Annotated in this window: 12 protein-coding genes; 7 read left to right on the top strand and 5 right to left on the bottom strand. The window is 60.1% G+C overall.

Translation table 11 applies throughout. The annotated features are described in order from the left end of the window. Positions 1-15: 15 nt before the first annotated feature. From acnD to PFAS1_RS20565, 4 genes are all read right to left on the bottom strand, one after another. Complete coding sequence (gene acnD / locus PFAS1_RS20580; protein WP_076030334.1) at positions 16-2,610, bottom strand: Fe/S-dependent 2-methylisocitrate dehydratase AcnD; 2,595 nt, start codon at positions 2,608-2,610, stop codon at positions 16-18. A 207-nt stretch (positions 2,611-2,817) separates the two neighbouring features. After that, positions 2,818-3,945, bottom strand: coding sequence for a bifunctional 2-methylcitrate synthase/citrate synthase (gene prpC, locus PFAS1_RS20575; protein WP_076030333.1), 1,128 nt, complete (start codon positions 3,943-3,945; stop codon positions 2,818-2,820). A gap of 137 nt (positions 3,946-4,082) precedes the next feature. Continuing rightward, positions 4,083-4,973 carry a methylisocitrate lyase gene (prpB, locus tag PFAS1_RS20570; RefSeq protein ID WP_008146328.1) on the bottom strand — a complete coding sequence of 297 codons (891 nt, stop codon included), beginning with the start codon at positions 4,971-4,973 and terminating at the stop codon, positions 4,083-4,085. Then, positions 4,970-5,689, bottom strand: a complete 720-nt coding sequence (locus tag PFAS1_RS20565; protein ID WP_173860498.1) for a GntR family transcriptional regulator — start codon at positions 5,687-5,689, stop codon at positions 4,970-4,972. The genes prpB and PFAS1_RS20565 overlap by 4 nt, the downstream gene beginning before the upstream one ends. Before the next feature lie 302 nt (positions 5,690-5,991). On the opposite strand from PFAS1_RS20565, the gene rloA reads away from it, so the two are divergent. The 4 genes from rloA to pabB all read left to right on the top strand — a co-directional run bounded on the left by rloA (position 5,992) and on the right by pabB (position 10,611). Further along, positions 5,992-6,528, top strand: a complete 537-nt coding sequence (gene rloA / locus PFAS1_RS20560) for a retropepsin-like aspartic peptidase RloA (RefSeq protein ID WP_074874996.1) — start codon at positions 5,992-5,994, stop codon at positions 6,526-6,528. 5 nt (positions 6,529-6,533) lie between these two features. After that, a complete protein-coding gene (gene rloB, locus PFAS1_RS20555) occupies positions 6,534-8,069 on the top strand; it encodes an osmotic stress tolerance membrane protein RloB (RefSeq protein WP_074874994.1) in 1,536 nt (511 codons plus the stop codon). Continuing rightward, the gene (locus tag PFAS1_RS20550; RefSeq protein ID WP_074874991.1) at positions 8,069-9,055 is read left to right on the top strand and encodes an alpha-L-glutamate ligase-like protein; all 987 of its coding nucleotides are present in this window, start codon (positions 8,069-8,071) and stop codon (positions 9,053-9,055) included. Before rloB ends, PFAS1_RS20550 begins: the two co-directional genes overlap by 1 nt. A 218-nt stretch (positions 9,056-9,273) precedes the next feature. Then, positions 9,274-10,611, top strand: coding sequence for an aminodeoxychorismate synthase component I (gene pabB / locus PFAS1_RS20545; RefSeq protein WP_076030332.1), 1,338 nt, complete (start codon positions 9,274-9,276; stop codon positions 10,609-10,611). A 133-nt stretch (positions 10,612-10,744) separates the two neighbouring features. Here the strand turns inward: pabB and thrH are convergent, their stop codons facing one another. Further along, on the bottom strand, positions 10,745-11,362 hold the full coding sequence (gene thrH / locus PFAS1_RS20540; RefSeq protein ID WP_074874987.1) for a bifunctional phosphoserine phosphatase/homoserine phosphotransferase ThrH: 618 nt from the start codon (positions 11,360-11,362) through the stop codon (positions 10,745-10,747). Positions 11,363-11,535: 173 nt separating this feature from the next. Between thrH and PFAS1_RS20535 the strand changes: the two genes are divergently transcribed. The 3 genes from PFAS1_RS20535 (at position 11,536) to PFAS1_RS20525 (ending at position 15,176) form a co-directional block, all read left to right on the top strand. After that, the gene (locus PFAS1_RS20535) at positions 11,536-12,276 is read left to right on the top strand and encodes a phosphoadenylyl-sulfate reductase (RefSeq protein WP_008145995.1); all 741 of its coding nucleotides are present in this window, start codon (positions 11,536-11,538) and stop codon (positions 12,274-12,276) included. Positions 12,277-12,849: 573 nt separating this feature from the next. Next, positions 12,850-14,391, top strand: a complete 1,542-nt coding sequence (locus tag PFAS1_RS20530; RefSeq protein ID WP_076030331.1) for an NCS1 family nucleobase:cation symporter-1 — start codon at positions 12,850-12,852, stop codon at positions 14,389-14,391. A gap of 56 nt (positions 14,392-14,447) precedes the next feature. Next, entirely contained in the window at positions 14,448-15,176 is a 729-nt protein-coding gene (locus PFAS1_RS20525) for an aspartate/glutamate racemase family protein (RefSeq protein ID WP_074874983.1), read from the top strand. Positions 15,177-15,250 lie beyond the last annotated feature (74 nt).

Here is a 15,250-nt window from a genome sequence, read left to right as displayed (position 1 = left end):
CCCGAACTCATCGTGTTAAACGGCAACCGCCGATTCTTCGAGGAAGTCCTGAGCGAAGCGTTGCAGCACGCCGCCGGCCTCATAGATCGACACTTCTTCGGCGGTGTCGAGACGGCAGGTCACCGGCACTTCGACGCGTTCGCCGTTCTTGCGGTTGATCACCAGCGTCAGCTCGGCACGCGGGGTGCGCTCACCAATCACGTCGTAGGTTTCGCTGCCATCGATGCCCAAGGTCTTGCGGTCGGTGCCCGGTTTGAACTCCAGCGGCAACACGCCCATGCCCACCAGGTTGGTGCGGTGAATGCGCTCGAAGCCTTCGGCGGCAATCGCTTCCACACCCGCCAGACGCACGCCTTTGGCCGCCCAGTCGCGGGACGAACCCTGACCGTAGTCGGCGCCGGCGATGATGATCAGCGGCTGCTTGCGTTCCATGTAGGTTTCGATGGCTTCCCACATGCGCATCACTTTGCCTTCCGGCTCGACACGAGCCAGCGAGCCCTGTTTGACCTTGCCGTTTTCCAGAACCATTTCATTGAACAGTTTCGGGTTGGCGAAGGTGGCGCGTTGCGCGGTCAAGTGGTCACCGCGGTGCGTTGCGTAAGAGTTGAAATCCTCTTCCGGCAAACCCATTTTCGCCAGGTATTCGCCGGCGGCACTGTCCAACATGATCGCGTTCGAAGGCGACAGGTGATCAGTGGTGATGTTGTCCGGCAGCACCGCCAGCGGGCGCATGCCCTTGAGCGGACGAGCCCCGGCCAGCGCGCCTTCCCAGTACGGCGGACGGCGGATGTAGGTGCTCATCTCGCGCCAGTCGTACAGCGGCGTCACTTTCGGACCGGTGTCTTCATGGATGGCGAACATCGGGATGTAGACCTGACGGAACTGCTCCGGCTTGACCGAAGCCTTGACCACCGCGTCGATTTCTTCGTCGCTCGGCCAGATGTCTTTCAGGCGGATTTCCTTGCCGTCGACCACACCCAGCACATCTTTTTCGATGTCGAAACGGATGGTCCCGGCGATGGCGTAAGCCACGACCAATGGCGGCGAAGCCAGGAAGGCGTTCTTGGCGTATGGGTGGATCCGGCCATCGAAGTTGCGGTTGCCGGACAGCACAGCGGTGGCGTACAGGTCGCGGTCGATGATCTCTTGCTGGATCACCGGGTCCAGCGCGCCGGACATGCCGTTGCAGGTGGTGCAAGCGAAGGCCACGATGCCGAAGCCGAGTTGCTCCAGTTCGGTGGTCAGGCCGGCTTCGTCCAGGTACAGCGCCACGGTTTTCGAACCCGGCGCCAGGGACGATTTGACCCACGGCTTGCGGGTCAGGCCGAGCTTGTTGGCATTGCGCGCCAGCAGGCCGGCGGCGATCACGTTGCGCGGGTTGCTGGTGTTGGTGCAACTGGTGATGGCGGCGATGATCACCGCGCCATCCGGCATCTGGCCGGGCACTTCGGTCCACTGACCGGAGATGCCTTGGGCGGCGAGGTCCGAGGTGGCGACGCGGGCGTGCGGGTTGCTCGGGCCGGCCATGTTGCGCACTACCGAGGACAGGTTGAAGGTCAACCCACGCTCGTATTGCGCATTCTTCAAGCTGTCAGCCCACAGGCCTGTGGTCTTGGCGTAGTTCTCGACCAACTGCACTTGCTCGTCTTCACGGCCGGTGAGTTTCAGGTAGTCGATGGTCTGCTGGTCGATGTAGAACATCGCGGCGGTGGCGCCGTATTCCGGGGCCATGTTGGAGATGGTCGCACGGTCGCCGAGGGTCAGCGCGGAGGCGCCTTCGCCGAAAAATTCCAGCCATGCGCCAACGACTTTTTGCTGACGCAGGAACTCCGTCAGCGCCAGCACCATGTCGGTGGCGGTGATGCCCGGTTGCAGCTTGCCCGTCAATTCGACGCCGACGCTTTCCGGCAGACGCATCCACGACGCGCGACCGAGCATCACGCTTTCAGCTTCCAGGCCGCCGACACCGATGGCGATCACGCCCAGTGCATCGACGTGTGGAGTGTGGCTGTCGGTGCCGACGCAGGTATCGGGGAACGCCACGCCGTCGCGCACCTGGATTACCGGAGACATTTTCTCCAGGTTGATCTGGTGCATGATGCCGTTGCCCGGCGGGATCACATCAACGTTCTTGAAGGCCTTTTTGGTCCAGTTGATGAAGTGGAAACGGTCTTCGTTGCGACGGTCTTCGATGGCGCGGTTCTTCTCGAACGCCTCCGGATCGAAACCACCGCGTTCGACGGCCAGGGAGTGATCGACGATCAATTGCGTCGGCACCACCGGGTTCACTTGCGCCGGGTCGCCACCTTGCAGGGCAATGGCGTCACGCAGGCCGGCGAGATCGACCAGCGCGGTCTGGCCGAGAATGTCGTGGCACACCACGCGGGCCGGGAACCATGGGAAGTCGAGGTCGCGTTTGCGCTCGATGAATTGCTTCAGGGATTCAGTGAGCGTGGCCGGGTCGCAGCGACGCACCAGGTTTTCCGCCAGCACGCGGGAGGTGTACGGCAGAGTGTCGTAGGCGCCGGGCTGGATGGCCTCGACAGCCGCGCGGACGTCGAAGTAATCCAGATGGCTGCCGGGTAGCGGTTTGCGGAATTTTGTGTTCATCGTCAAGACTCGGTCACGGTAGTTTCAAAAGGTGGGGCCTGGCACAGGTCTGGAAGCTCACACCGGCCCCTTGTGGGAGCGGGCTTGCTCGCGAATGCGGTGTATCAGTCGACATAGATGTTGAATGTCAGTCCGTCTTCGCGAGCAAGCCCGCTCCCACAGGGGGTTCTCGGTTCCTTCAGTTGCCGATGCTCAGGCCTTCACCATTCAGCGTTGTTCGATTGGCACGAACTTGCGCTGTTCGACGCCGACGTATTCGGCGCTCGGGCGGATGATGCGGTTGTTGGCACGTTGTTCGAACACGTGCGCCGCCCAGCCGGTCAGGCGCGAGCAGACGAAAATCGGGGTGAACAACTTGGTCGGGATGCCCATGAAGTGGTACGTCGACGCATGGTAGAAGTCGGCGTTCGGGAACAGTTTCTTCTGCTCCCACATGGTTGCGTCGATGGCTTCGGACACCGGGAACAACACGGTGTCGCCCACTTCCTCGGCGAGTTTTTTCGACCAGCCCTTGATCACCTCGTTGCGCGGATCGTTGTCCTTATAGATCGCGTGACCGAAGCCCATGATCTTGTCCTTGCGCGCAAGCATGCCGAGGGTGCCTTCGACGGCCTCTTGCGGCGAGCTGAAGCGCTCGATCATTTCCATCGCCGCTTCGTTGGCGCCGCCATGCAGCGGACCGCGCAGCGAGCCGATGGCCGCCGTGATGCACGAATACATGTCCGACAGCGTCGAGGCGCAAACCCGCGCGGTGAACGTCGAGGCGTTGAACTCGTGCTCCGCGTAGAGGATCAGCGAAACGTTCATCACTTTGACGTGCAACTCGCTCGGCTTCTTGTCGTGCAGCAGGTGCAGGAAGTGGCCGCCAATGGATTGTTCGTCACTCACGCAACTGATGCGCTTGCCGTCATGGCTGAAGCGATACCAGTAGCACATGATCGCCGGGAACGCGGCGAGCAAACGGTCAGTCACATCGTGTTGTTCAGAGAAGTCTTTCTCCGGTTCGATGTTGCCCAGGAACGAGCAACCGGTGCGCATCACGTCCATCGGGTGGGCGTCGGCGGGGATGCGCTCCAGCACTTCTTTCAGCGCTTGCGGCAGGTCGCGCAGCTTGCCCAGTTTGCTGATGTAAGCGGCGAGTTGGGTTTTGGTCGGCAGTTCGCCGTAAAGCAGCAGGTAGGCCACTTCTTCGAACTGTGCGTCAGCCGCCAGTTCGCGAACGTCGTAGCCACGATAGGTCAGGCCTGCGCCCGACTGGCCCACGGTGGACAGTGCGGTTTGCCCGGCAACCTGGCCACGGAGCCCGGCGCCACTGAGTACTTTTGCTTCGGCCATTGCTGTCTCCAGTTTTTGAATTTGTTAGGGGAAACCTGTAGCAGCGAGCCTGCTCGCGAAGGTGGACGGAACACCTCGGTGCATCACGGACACCGCGTTATCGTTGGCGTCCATCGCGAGCAGGCTCGCTCCTACAATTACTTCTTCGCAGCAAACAACGCATCGAGCTTCTGCTCGAAGGTGTGGTAGTCGATGCGATCGTAAAGCTCCATGCGGGTCTGCATGGTGTCGATCACGTTCTGTTGCGTGCCGTCACGGCGGATCGCGGTGTAGACGTTTTCCGCAGCCTTGTTCATCGCGCGGAACGCCGACAGCGGGTACAGCACCAGCGACACATCGGCAGCGGCGAGTTGCTCGGTGGTGTACAGCGGCGTCGCGCCGAACTCGGTGATGTTGGCCAGGATCGGCGCTTTCACGCGACTGGCGAACAGCTTGTACATGTCCAGTTCGGTGATGGCTTCCGGGAAAATCATGTCGGCGCCGGCCTCGATGCATGCGGCGGCGCGATCCAAAGCGGATTCCAGACCTTCCACTGCGAGGGCGTCGGTACGGGCCATGATCACGAAGCTGTCGTCGGTGCGCGCATCAACAGCAGCCTTGATCCGGTCAACCATTTCCTGCAGCGAGACGATCTCTTTATTAGGACGGTGACCGCAGCGCTTGGCGCCGACCTGGTCTTCGATGTGAATCGCCGCCGCGCCGAACTTGATCATCGACTTCACGGTACGCGCCACGTTGAACGCCGACGAACCGAAACCGGTGTCCACGTCCACCAGCAGCGGCAAATCGCAAACGTCGGTGATGCGACGCACGTCGGTCAGCACGTCGTCCAGGCCGGTGATGCCCAGGTCCGGCACGCCGAGAGAACCGGCAGCCACCCCGCCACCCGACAGATAAATAGCCTTGAAACCGGCGCGCTTGGCCAGCAGCGCGTGATTGGCGTTGATCGCGCCGACCACTTGCAGCGGATGTTCGCTGGCGACCGCATCGCGGAATCGCTGGCCTGGAGTGCTCTTGTTGGAACTCATGACTCACCTCGTTGAGTGGCTGTCTGGTTGGCGCCGTCCTGGTAGTGACGAGCGATATTGCGTTTGGAGGCGCCGATGTGGCGGCGCATCAACAACTCGGCGAGCTCACCGTCACGGTCGGCGATGGCGTCGAGAATTCGGTGGTGCTCGGCAAAGGCCTGACGCGGACGATTGGGCGTGGTGGAAAACTGGATGCGGTACATGCGCACCAGTTGATAGAGCTCGCCGCAGAGCATCTGCGTCAGGGTGCGGTTGCCGCTGCCCTGGATGATTCGGTAATGGAAGTCGAAATCGCCTTCCTGCTGGTAGTAGCCGACACCGGCCTGAAACGCCGCATCGCGCTCATGGGTTTCGAGGACCCGGCGCAGTTCGTCGATTTCTTCGAGCGTCATGCGTTCGGCCGCCAGACGGCAGGCCATGCCTTCGAGGGATTCGCGGATTTCGTAGAGTTCCAGCAGCTCGGCATGGCTCAACGAAACCACCCGCGCCCCGACGTGCGGTACGCGAACCAGCAGGCGCTGGCCTTCCAGACGGTGGATCGCCTCACGCAGCGGCCCGCGGCTGATGCCATAAGTGCGCGCCAGTTCCGGCTCGGAGATCTTGCTGCCCGGGGCGATCTCGCCCTTGACGATGGCCGCCTGAATGCGCCGGAAGACGTTCTCGGAAAGCGTCTCTGAATCGTCTTGGGCAATGACCGGGGGATCGAGTTGATCCAGCATATTGTCGACACCTTGAAAGCGGATGCCGCAAAAACTAGCGAATACAGGCCGACTAGTCAAAGAGAAAATCGGTATTGTCGACAATCGTCTAATAACCGGCCGCACCATAACAAAGCAGTACTGTGGTTTATAGCCACCCGCCAGCGCTGGCGCCATAAAACCACCGTGCTAGAATGCCGGCCGCATTTGTTTGTGACATCTGCACTGCTTGTCATAAACAGTTGATAGGCATACGAGGGAGCTTGCGCAGCGATGCCAGGGCCTTGAATCGAAATACGGACCGCTGCGCACCAGGATTTATGAGACTCAAGCCCTTCCCCACCTTCCTTTATCTTCTTTGCCTGCCCGGTTTTGCCGCGGCAGGGGAAAAGACTGTCTACGGCCTCAACGAGTACGCCTCCCTGGACGGCATCAACCTGGAAGTCGCCGCCAAACTCGACACCGGGGCGAAAACCGCGTCCCTGAGCGCCCGAGACATCAAACGCTTCAAACGCAATGGCGAGTCCTGGGTGCGCTTCTATCTGGCCATTGACGCTGCGCACTCACACCCGATCGAACGGCCACTGGCCCGCGTCAGCAAGATCAAGCGCCGGGCCGGCGACTACGACCCGGAGGAAGGCAAGAAGTACACCGCCCGTCCGGTGATCGAGCTGAATATCTGCATGGGTTCGGCTTTACGCAGTATCGAAGTGAACTTGACCGACCGCAGCGCCTTCCAATACCCGCTCCTGATCGGCTCCGAAGCGCTGAAACGCTTCGATGCGCTGGTCGACCCCAGTCTTAAATACGCTGCTGGCAAACCCGCCTGCGCCACCGACGCTCATACCGCAGAGTAATTCCAATGCGCTCTCTTACCCTTCATCTGAAATTCCTGATCGCCATCCTGGTGGTGCTGGGTATTTCAGTCACGGCCTATCAGATCTTCGTGCTCGGCATCCCCGTGACCGAAGACGCTACCGACGACTTGTGGAACATCGACGCCAAAGTCGAGTTCGTCGCCAGTACCAAGGACCCGGTCAAGATCCAGATGTTCGTGCCGCCATTGAGCCGCGATTACGTCAGCCTCAACGAGAGTTTCATTTCCAATAACTACGGCGTGGCCGTGAACCGTGTCGACGGCAACCGCAAAGTCACCTGGTCGGCACGTCGGGCCAAGGGCAATCAAACGCTTTATTACCGCCTGGTATTGACCAAGCGCTACACCGGTGAAAAATCCAAGGTCAAAGGGCCGACCTTCCGTGACAGCATCGCCGTCGAAGGCGCGGAAAAAGTCGCCGCCGAAGCCCTGCTCGCGCCGATCCGCCAGCACTCGGCCGACGTCGAAACCTTCATCGGCGAAGCCATCAAGCGTGTCAACAATCTCAACGACGACAATGTGAAGCTGTTGCTGGCCGGCGATCCGTCCCCCGGGCACAAGGCGAAAATCGTCGAATTGGTGCTGTCCATCGCGCACGTGCCGGTGGAAAAGGTCCACACCATTCGTCTGGTGGCCGACCAGCCGCAAATGCCGGAACTCTGGTTGCGCAGTTTCAACGGCACCGACTGGCTGTACTTCAACCCGGAAACCGGTGAACAGGGCCTGCCGACCGATCGCCTGCTATGGTGGACCGGTGACGAAAACCTGATCACCGTCGATGGCGGCAAGAAGGCCAACGTGACCTTCAGCCTGAACAACAGCGAAATGAACGCGATTCGCCTGGCCAAGCTGACCGACGAAAACACCGACGCCAACTTTCTCGAATACTCGCTGTACGGCCTGCCGCTGCAAACCCAGCAGACCTTCATGATCATGGTGATGATCCCGATCGGCGTGCTGGTGATCCTGATCCTGCGCAACCTGATCGGCATTCAGACCCTCGGCACCTTTACGCCGGTGCTGATCGCCCTGGCATTCCGGGAAACCCAGCTCGGCTTCGGCATCATGCTGTTTACGGTCATCACGGCGCTGGGCCTGTCGCTACGCTCCTACCTTGAACACTTGAAGCTGCAAATGCTGCCGAGGCTGTCGGTGGTGCTGACTTTCGTGGTGGTGCTGATCGCGGCGATCAGCCTGTTCAGCCACAAACTCGGCCTGGAGCGCGGTTTGTCGGTGGCACTGTTCCCGATGGTGATTCTGACCATGACCATCGAACGCCTGTCGATTACCTGGGAAGAACGCGGTTCCGGCCACGCCATGAAAGTGGCGATCGGTACGCTGTTCGCCGCGTCGCTGGCGCACCTGATCATGAGCGTTCCGGAACTGGTTTACTTCGTGTTCACCTTCCCGGCGATCCTGTTGATCCTGGTGGGCTTCATGCTGGCCATGGGGCGTTATCGCGGCTACCGCCTGACCGAACTGGTGCGTTTCAAGGCCTTCCTGAAGAAGGCTGACGCCTGATGTTCGGCTTCTGGAAGACCTGGAAGGCCCTGGAAGCCCGGGGCATCATGGGGATCAATCGGCGTAACGCAGACTACGTGCTCAAGTACAACAAGCGCAGTCTGTACCCGATTGTCGACGACAAGATCATCACCAAGGAACGCGCCATCGCCGCCGGCATTCATGTGCCGGAGCTGTATGGCGTGATTTCCACCGAGAAAGAAATCGACAACCTCGACGCCATCATCGGCGGGCGCAACGACTTCGTGATCAAACCGGCCCAGGGCGCGGGCGGTGACGGCATCATTGTGATTGCCGACCGTTTCGAGGGCCGCTATCGCACGGTGTCCGGCAAGATCATCAGCCATGAGGAAATCGAGCACCATATCTCCAGCATCCTGACCGGCCTCTACTCCCTGGGCGGTCATCGGGATCGGGCGCTGATCGAGTACCGCGTGACCCCGGACCAGATCTTCAAGAGCATCAGCTATGAAGGCGTGCCGGACATTCGGATTATCGTGCTGATGGGTTACCCGGTGATGGCCATGCTGCGGCTGCCCACCCGCCAGTCCGGCGGCAAGGCCAACCTGCACCAGGGCGCCATCGGCGTCGGTGTAGACCTCGCCACCGGCCTGACCCTGCGCGGCACCTGGCTAAACAACATCATCACCAAACACCCTGACACCACCAACGCAGTGGACGGCGTGCAACTGCCCTACTGGGACGGTTTCATGAAACTTGCCGCGGGCTGCTATGAGCTGTGCGGGCTGGGTTATATCGGTGTCGACATGGTGCTGGACCAGGAAAAGGGGCCGCTGATTCTCGAACTCAACGCCCGGCCAGGGTTGAACATTCAGATTGCCAATGATTGCGGGCTGACGTTGCGCACCCATGCGGTTGAAGCGCGGCTGGAAGAGTTGAAGGCTCGCGGGGTTGTTGAGACGGTGGAGGAACGGGTTGAGTTCGTTCAGGAAATGTTTGGGCATATTCCTGCGGTTGAGGGCTGAAACCCTTACATCGATCGTTCCCACGCTCCGCGTGGAAATGCCGCCACGGACGCTCTGCGTCCGCCTGTGACGCGGAGCGTCACGGGATGCATTCCCACGCAGAGCGTGGGAACGATCAAACAGCCTTCTATCTAGCAATCCCCGACATCCCCTCTAGGAGCAATTCCCCGAGGAGACTACAATCGCCACCCCGCCTCGATGGCTGATCTGCCCCGCCCATGTTGACCTGTTCCGTACACCCGCTGCCCTATTGCGCCAACCCCGCCGAGTACTTCGCGGCGATTCGTCACGCCCCCGGTGCCGTGCTGCTCGACAGTGGCCGGCCGAGTGCCGAGCGTGGACGTTATGACTTGCTCAGTGCCTGGCCGCTGGAGCAAATAGCGGTATTGCCTGACGAAAGTGGCAGCGATTTCCTGCAACGCCTTCGCGACAATCTGACACGACTCGGTGAAGCGGCTGTTCCTTACGATTTGCCCTTCGCTGGCGGCCTGATCGGTTACCTGAGCTACGACTTCGGCCGGCGTTTGGAAAACCTGCCGAGTCAGGCGCAGGACGATCTGCAACTACCCGACGCACGTTTCGGGCTGTATGACTGGGCACTGATCACCGATCACCAACTGAATACAAGTCAGTTGGTTTTCCACCCGTCGCTGATCGACAGCGAACGTCAGCGTCTGATCACGCTATTCAGTGAGCTGTCGGTTGAAGCGGTCGAGCCTTTCACGTTGAAAGCGCCGATGAAGGCCGACCTGAGCGCTGACGAATATCGCCACGCGCTAGAACGCATTCAGCAGTACATCCAGGCCGGCGACTGTTACCAGGTCAACTTCGCCCAGCGTTTCCGCGCGCAGTGCCAGGGCGATCCATGGGCGGCGTATTGCGCGCTGCGGGCGGCGTGCCCGACGCCGTTTTCCGGTTTCCAAAGTTTGCCCGACGGCGGTGCGGTACTGAGCCTGTCGCCAGAACGCTTCGTCAAAGTCAGCGAACGCCATGTGGAAACCCGCCCGATCAAAGGCACCCGCCCTCGCGGACTGACCGCTGCCGAAGATGCGGCGAACGCCGCCGAACTGCTGGCCAGCCCCAAGGACCGCGCGGAAAACCTGATGATCGTCGACCTGCTGCGCAATGACCTCGGCCGGACTTGCCGTATCGGGTCGGTGCGGGTGCCGGAGTTGTTCAGCCTGGAAAGCTACCCGAACGTGCATCACTTGGTGAGCAGCGTAACCGGTGAGCTGGCGGATGACCGGGACGCCTTGGACCTGATCGCTGGCAGCTTCCCGGGCGGCTCGATTACCGGCGCACCGAAAATTCGCGCGATGCAAATCATCGACGAACTGGAGCCCACGCGTCGTGGGCTGTACTGCGGGTCATTGCTCTATCTGGACGTGCGCGGCGAGATGGACAGTTCGATCGCGATTCGCAGCTTGTTGGTGAAAGATGGGCAGGTGTGTTGCTGGGGCGGTGGCGGGATCGTCGCGGACTCGGAGTGGCAGGCCGAATATCAGGAATCGATTACCAAGGTGAAAGTCCTGCTCGATACCCTGCAAAACCTCTGACACCACACTTAATCGTTCCCACGCTCTGCGTGGGAATGCCTCAATGGACGCTCCGCGTCCGCTTTGGGACGCGGAGCGTCCCGGGCTGCATTCCCACGCGGAGCGTGGGAACGATCACCGTCAACTACGGTAGTTACAAACTCAAAGCCCGGTTGGAAGCCTTGATGAATTCCTGCTTCAGCTCCTCAAAACTGTGCACCGCCGGGAACTGCGGAAACTCGCGAATCACATTGTCCGGCGCATGGAACAGAATTCCCGCATCCGCCTCGCCCAGCATCGTGGTGTCGTTGTAGGAATCCCCCGCCGCGATCACCCGGTAGTAAAGGCTCTTGAAGGCCAAAACCGACTGGCGCTTGGGATCTTTCTGACGCAATTGATAGCTCGTCACCCGACCGGAATCGTCCGTAATCAGACGATGGCAGAGCAAGGTCGGGAAGCCCAGTTGACGCATCAGCGGCTGGGAGAACTCGTAGAACGTGTCCGACAGAATCACCACCTGAAAGCGCTCACGCAGCCAGTTGACGAACTCGATGGCGCCGTCCAGCGGCTGGAGCGTGGCAATCACTTCCTGGATGTCGGAGAGTTTCAAGCCGTGCTCGTCGAGAATCCGCAGACGCTGCTTCATCAGCACGTCGTAGTCGGGGATGTCCCGGGTGGTGGCCCTGAGGGACTCGATCCCGGTTTTTTCGGCGAAGGCGATCCAGATTTCCGGGACCAATACACCTTCAAGATCCAGACAGGCAATTTCCACAAGACACTCCCATTTGTATTGATTATTGAGTCGAGCGAGCAAAAGGACTGCCGAACTCTAGCGATTCAAGCAAGCCTGCGCAACGCAGAGGGCGCGCCAGCGGCCGCAGGATTTTGTTACCATCAGCCCCATATAGAGCGCCCAGCGCCACCGACCTGTAGGAAGCCGCCCTGATGAGCCCAACGTTCGACGTCGTGGAACTCGCCACGACCTATGCCAACAAATCCGCCCAGGACATCCTGAAACTCGCGTTCGCCGAGTTTGGCGATGACCTGTGGATATCTTTCAGCGGCGCCGAAGACGTGGTGCTGGTAGACATGGCCTGGAAGCTGAACAAGAACGTCAAAGTGTTCAGCCTCGACACTGGCCGTCTGCACCCCGAGACCTATCGCTTCATCGATCAGGTGCGCGAGCACTACAAGATCGACATCGAACTGGTGTCGCCGGACTACACCAAGCTCGAACCCTTCGTGAAGGAAAAAGGCCTGTTCAGTTTCTACAAGGACGGCCATGGCGAATGCTGCGGCATCCGCAAGATCGAGCCGCTACGTCGCAAGCTCTCGGGAGTGACGGCCTGGGCCACCGGGCAGCGTCGGGATCAGAGTCCTGGAACTCGCAGCGCCGTCGCGGTGCTGGAAATCGACACAGCGTTCTCCACCCCGGAACGCACCTTGTACAAATTCAACCCGCTGGCACAAATGACCAGTGAAGAGATCTGGGGCTACATCCGCATGCTGGAGCTGCCGTACAACAGCCTGCATGAACGCGGGTTCATCAGCATCGGCTGCGAGCCCTGCACCCGCCCGGTGTTACCGAACCAGCACGAGCGCGAAGGTCGTTGGTGGTGGGAAGAAGCGACGCAGAAAGAATGCGGGTTGCATGCGGGCAATATCATCAGCAAATCCAAGGAATAACCTCTCGGTCTTGTCAGATCCAAATGTGGGAGCGGGCTTGCTCGCGAAGAGGCCTCCACATTCGACATCTATGTTGAATGTCAGTCCGCTTTCGCGAGCAAGCCCGCTCCCACAGGTTCTATGATCGACTCCAAAAATGTGTACACAGGAATGTCACCATAGGTGCCATTTGTGTGTGCACTTTTCATTTCAGCGCCCCAAAAAGTTACACGCCCCTGCCCTGACTTCCTCAGTCGACATTTCCTGCAAATCCCACTGAAAAATAAATACCTGTTCAAACAGTCAATTTATATCGCCTTTATTTCAGTCACTTATCGCCTACTGATAACAAAACGAAATTAGCGCCGAAATTCATAGATCGCTGACTGGCATGGATCTGGCTTAAGTGCATACATGTTTTGTATACAATCATTTCAAAACATACACACACTTTAGATCCGCAAGCCTGAAGCGCCCTATCCCGTACAGGCTGCAGATGCCCCGTAACCAATGATGCTGACTGCCCGCGACGAAGATTTGTCGAGCCAACGCTCATGCACAGTCATCGCGACGCCAAGCTCGGAGCCTGCCGGAATGCGTACTAGCCTCTCCAACAACAACATCGCGCTGGATCTTCCCTCTTTCCCACCCGCTTCACCCCCTCACGACCAAACGATTCAAGAACCCGTCGTACTCAGCCCTCGCCTGCACAACCAGGACCTGGCGCCGACCAAGGCCGAAGGTCGACGCTGGGGCCGCTACAGCATCTTCGCCCTGTGGACCAACGACGTTCACAACATCGCCAATTACTCATTCGCCATCGGGCTGTACGCCCTCGGACTGGGCGGCTGGCAAATCCTGCTGTCCCTGGGGATCGGCGCGGCGCTGGTGTATTGCTTCATGAACCTCTCCGGCTACATGGGACAGAAGACCGGCGTGCCGTTTCCTGTCATCAGCCGGATCAGTTTCGGCATTCACGGGGCACAGATTCCTGCATTGATCCGTGCCGTTATCGCCATCGCCTGGTTCGGGATTCAGACGTACCTGGCCTCGGTGGTCTTTCGGGTACTGCTGACCGCCATTCATCCAGGCTTCGCCGACTACGACCACAACTCGATCCTCGGCCTATCGAGCCTGGGCTGGGTGTGTTTCGTGGCGATCTGGTTCGTGCAACTGGTGATTCTTGCCTATGGCATGGAAATGGTGCGGCGCTACGAAGCATTCGCCGGGCCAGTGATTCTGCTGACCGTCGCCGCCCTCGCCGCGTGGATGTACTTTCAGGCCAACGCGACCATCGCCTGGTCGATCCGCGAACCACTGACCGGCGGCGAGATGTGGCGCAACATCTTTGCCGGTGGCGCGTTGTGGCTGTCGATCTACGGCACGCTGATCCTCAATTTCTGCGACTTCGCCCGTTCTTCGCCGTGCCGCAAGACCATCAAGGTCGGTAATTTCTGGGGCCTGCCGGTGAATATCCTGGTGTTCGCCAGCATCACCGTCCTGCTCTGCGGTGCGCAATTTCAGATCAATGGCCGGATCATTGAAAGCCCGACCGAGATCATCGCCTCGATTCCCGACACCTTCTTTCTGGTGCTCGGTTGCCTGGCGTTCCTGATCGTCACCGTGGCGGTGAACATCATGGCCAACTTCGTCGCCCCGGCCTTCGTGCTGAGCAACCTGGCGCCCAAATACCTGACGTTCCGCCGCGCCGGGCTGATCAGCGCAACCATCGCGGTGCTGATCCTGCCGTGGAATCTCTACAACAGTCCGCTGGTGATCGTGTATTTCCTGTCCGGCCTTGGCGCCCTGCTCGGCCCGTTGTACGGGGTGATCATGGTTGACTACTGGCTCGTACGAAAAGGTCAGGTCAACGTGCCGCAGTTGTACAGCGAAGACCCCAACGGTCCTTATTACTACAGCCGGGGAGTCAATTTACGCGCCGTCGCGGCGTTCATTCCTGCCGCGCTGATCGCCATTGTCCTGGCGCTGGTACCCGGCTTCGACAGCGTATCGCCTTTCTCCTGGCTGATCGGTGCCGGGATTGCCGGAATGCTCTACCTGATCATCGCCAAACGGCAGCCCCATTACGCCGACGTCAGCGGCGAAGCCATCGCCGTCGATAACGTCAGCCATTAATCCCTTGGCGGCCCGGCACCGTCGGGCCGCAGAACCACCCGCTATAAGGACTTCCCATGCGAATTCTCGTGGTCAACGTCAACACCACCGAATCCATCACCCAGGCCATCGCGCGTTCGGCTCAGTCCGTGGCCGCGCCGGGCACGGAAATCATCGGCCTGACGCCCTACTTCGGTGCTGACTCCATCGAAGGCAATTTCGAAAGTTATCTGGCCGCCATCGCGGTGATGGACCGGGTAATGTCCTACGACCAACCCTTCGACGCCGTAATCCAGGCCGGTTACGGCGAGCACGGCCGCGAGGGTTTGCAGGAGTTGCTCAACGTGCCGGTGGTGGACATCACCGATGCGGCGGCCAGCACTGCCATGTTCCTCGGCCATGCCTACTCGGTGGTCACCACGCTGGACCGCACTGTGCCGCTGATCGAGGACCGCCTCAAACTGTCCGGACTCTGGGACCGTTGCGCGTCGGTGCGGGCCAGCGGTTTGGCGGTGCTGGAACTGGAATCCGATCCTGAGCGTGCGCTGGAGGCGATTATTCGTCAGGCGGAACTGGCCGTGCTTGAAGACAAGGCCGAGGTGATTTGCCTGGGCTGCGGCGGCATGGCCGGGCTGGATGAACAGATTCGCCGGCGCACTGGCGTACCGGTGGTGGATGGTGTGACGGCGGCGGTGACGATTGCCGAGTCGTTGGTGCGGTTGGGATTGTCGACGTCCAAGGTGCGGACCTATGCGACGCCGCGACCGAAGAAAATTATTGGCTGGCCCGGGCGTTTCGGGCAGTAGACCGCGTTATCGTTCTTCGCGGGCAAGCCACGCTCCCACAGGTTCTGTGTCGTATCTCAATAATGTAAACGACG

The sequence above is a fragment of the Pseudomonas frederiksbergensis genome (assembly GCF_001952935.1).
In the GTDB taxonomy this organism is placed as follows: domain Bacteria; phylum Pseudomonadota; class Gammaproteobacteria; order Pseudomonadales; family Pseudomonadaceae; genus Aquipseudomonas; species Aquipseudomonas frederiksbergensis.
This window is presented reverse-complemented; position numbering and strand designations above follow the sequence as displayed.